Source organism: Methyloceanibacter marginalis (assembly GCF_001723295.1).
GTDB classification, from domain to species: Bacteria; Pseudomonadota; Alphaproteobacteria; order Rhizobiales; family Methyloligellaceae; genus Methyloceanibacter; species Methyloceanibacter marginalis.
This window is the reverse complement of the sequence record NZ_LPWD01000145.1, coordinates 1-2,799: the sequence shown is the minus strand read 5'-3', so window position 1 is coordinate 2,799 and position 2,799 is coordinate 1. Positions and strand designations below refer to the sequence as shown.

At 64.0% G+C, this 2,799-nt stretch carries 3 protein-coding genes; 2 read left to right on the top strand and 1 reads right to left on the bottom strand.

Annotated elements, in window-relative coordinates; all coding sequences use genetic code 11:
* On the top strand, window positions 1–431 hold a 431-nt coding region (locus AUC71_RS06245), incomplete at its 5' end, for a tryptophan 7-halogenase (protein WP_141701492.1).
* Window positions 341–1,234 carry a tryptophan 7-halogenase gene (locus tag AUC71_RS06240; RefSeq protein WP_069623579.1) on the top strand — a complete coding sequence of 298 codons (894 nt, stop codon included), beginning with the start codon at window positions 341–343 and terminating at the stop codon, window positions 1,232–1,234. The genes AUC71_RS06245 and AUC71_RS06240, both read left to right, overlap by 91 nt.
* Here AUC71_RS06240 and AUC71_RS06235 read toward each other — a convergent pair.
* On the bottom strand, window positions 1,189–2,472 hold the full coding sequence (locus tag AUC71_RS06235) for a D-alanyl-D-alanine carboxypeptidase/D-alanyl-D-alanine-endopeptidase (protein WP_083238145.1): 1,284 nt from the start codon (window positions 2,470–2,472) through the stop codon (window positions 1,189–1,191). The genes AUC71_RS06240 and AUC71_RS06235 overlap by 46 nt on opposite strands.
* Window positions 2,473–2,799 lie beyond the last annotated feature (327 nt).

Sequence of the window (2,799 nt, the reverse complement as noted above, 5' to 3'; positions counted from 1 at the left end):
TCGCCGAGATCGTGCGCGGCAATCTCGCGCCGCGCCGTCCCGGCGAGCCGGAGTTCAGCGGCGAGGTCGGCTACACCTATCATTTCGACGCCACGAAGCTTGCCGGGTTCCTGAAGGACATCGCGACCGGCCGCGGCGTGAAGCACGTCCTGGACGATGTGGACAAGGTCAATCTCGACGAGCGCGGATTCGTCAAATCGCTCAGCCTGCGAGAGCGGGGCGAGCATGACGTCGATCTCGTCATCGACTGCACGGGGTTTCGCGGCTCGATCCTGCAGCAGGCTTTGGGCGAGCCGTTCGAGCCGTATGGCGACTATCTCTTGACGACCGCGCCGCCGTCGTGCAGATCCCGCACAAGGATCCGCGCATCATCGCGCCGACGACGCGGGCGACGGGCTTCTCCGCCGGCTGGAATTTCAACATCCCGCTGACGACGCGCGTCGGCACCGGCTACATCTTCTCCAGCAAGTTCCTCTCCGACGACGCGGCGATGGAGGAGCTGCTCGCGTTCTACGGCGATCAGGCCAAGGGCTGCGAGCCGCGCATCATCCCCATTCGCACGGGCCGTGTGCGCAGAGCCTGGGTGAAGAACTGTGTCGCGCTCGGTCTGTCCGGCGGCTTCATCGAGCCGCTCGAGGCGACCGCGATCTTCATGACCGATCTCGGCGTGCGCTGGCTCCAGCATTATCTGCCGACGCAGGATTTCGAGCCCGAGCTCGCCGATGCCTATAACCGCCAAGTGGCTCGCGTCTACGACGAGGTGCGCGACTTCATTCAGGCGCATTACCACCTGAACAATCGTCAGGATTCCGAATATTGGAAAGCGGCGCGCGACGGCATGACGCTCTCCGACCGCCTCAAGGAAAATCTCAAAGTGTGGCGGCACACGACGCCTGAAGGCTTGGACCTCGGGAGCACTTATCTCTTCAGCAGTCCGGTCTACACGCTGCTCCTGATCGCCAAGGGCTTCTACAAAGACCTCCGGTTGGCGAAGGCGCCTTTCCTGAGCCGCACGGCGTATGAGCGGTTCCGCACGGGCGAGCGCAAGGCGCGGCCCGGGCAGATTGCGGGCCTGATCAGCCATGCGGAATTTCTGAAAACAGGCGGCAAAGCTGCGGCCGGCCCCTTGGCGACTCCGAGCGTTGCCCCGGCCTTCACGCCGGGCGGCATGAAGATCAAGCTGCCCCTTCAGACGGCATCGCGATCCGCGCGGCGCAAGCCGAAACACCGCTGATCGCAGCTCCTGTCGGCTTGGATGCGGGAGGCTTGAGTTTTAAGCCCGCGCTCGATCTCTTGCATCAGACGGTAGCGCAGGGCCCCCGTATTGCCCTTGAGCGCGATCACGAAGCGCACGCGTCCGTGCTTGGCGGTGTCGACATAGCCCGCCAGGGTGCGCACGCCGCTCATCGTTCCGGTCTTGTAATTGGAGCCGCGGCTGCGCTTGAGCAACTCCGCATAAGGCACGAAGAGATTGAGCACCTTGGTCAGTCCGCGGGCGGTAAAGTGGTTGCCGCGGCTGATGCCCGAGCCTTCTTCGAGATAGATGTCCTTGGAGAGGCCGTGCTTGGCGAGCATCTCGTTTGCGACCTTGAGCGACTTCTCGAGGCTGACGGGCCCGCCCAGGCGCTCCGCGCCGATCTCCAAGAACACCTGATTGGCGATGTAGTTGTTCGAGCCGATCAGCAACTGGTGGATGATCTCGGCGAGGTAGCGCGACTGATTGTGCACGTAGACGGGCTTCAGGCCTTCCGGCACGGGTCCGACCGTGATCTCGCCCTCGACCTTGCCGCCGGCCTGATCGATGAACGCGGCGATCAGCTCGCCGGCGTATTTCAGGCTCACCTCCGGGTCCTGGGTGAGGCTGATGCGGCTGCGGCCCTTGGGGCCTCGGGCCCTGAACTGGCTGATCGCCAGCGGCGTGATCGGGGTCTGCTTCTCGGCGGTGCGGACGCTGTTGCCGCTGCGCACGGCGTGGATCGTATTGAAGTTCACCGCAAGCGCAGAGTTCAGCGCGTCGTAGGCCTCGTTGGTGTCCTCGATACCCGGAATGCGGAGATCTGAAGGGTAATAGCTCGAGTCGAGCACGATGCCGGTGATGGGCTCCTTGCCGATCGCGGCGACCAGCTGGGGCGCGAGCAGCGCCAGCTCCTCGGAGATCAGGAAGGGATCGCCGCCCCCCTGAACGTAAAGCACCCGATTGTCATCCAGATAGAAACGGGTCTTGAAGCGGTAGTCGGCGCCCAGCACCTCCATCGCCAGCCAGGCCGTCACGACCTTGGCGACGGACGCCGGGACGAAGGGCTCATCGGCGTTCTGGGCGATCAGCTCGTTGCCGTCGTCGTCCATGACGAACACCAGTCCCGACGGCGCCAGCGCGGCGACCCGCTCCTTGGCGTCGGCCAGCGCTTGCGTGGTCGAGAGCGCATGGGCCGGCAGCACGAGCAGAGCGAGGATGAGCAAACGGGACCACATATCGACACCATACTTACCGAATTGGGCCTGGAACGGGCAATCAGCTTCGCCCGTTAAGTAAGGGAAAGTCGGCCTGTTTGCGCTGCCGCACTAGGGGCAAATTGCCGTGTTAGCCGGTTCGCTAAGCCAATTTCGGATCGATCGACCGATCCGCTCAGGAGGATGATGAGATGCGCTATTCCGTTTCGATTGCCGCCGCCGCGGCCATTGTCGCCATGTCGTTCGCGGCCAATGCTGCAGATGTGAAGCCTGTCGAGGGCGCCGTGAAGGGCACGGCGACCACGGGCAAGGGCGTCGTCAAAGGCGCCGGCACGGTGCTGAAGGAAA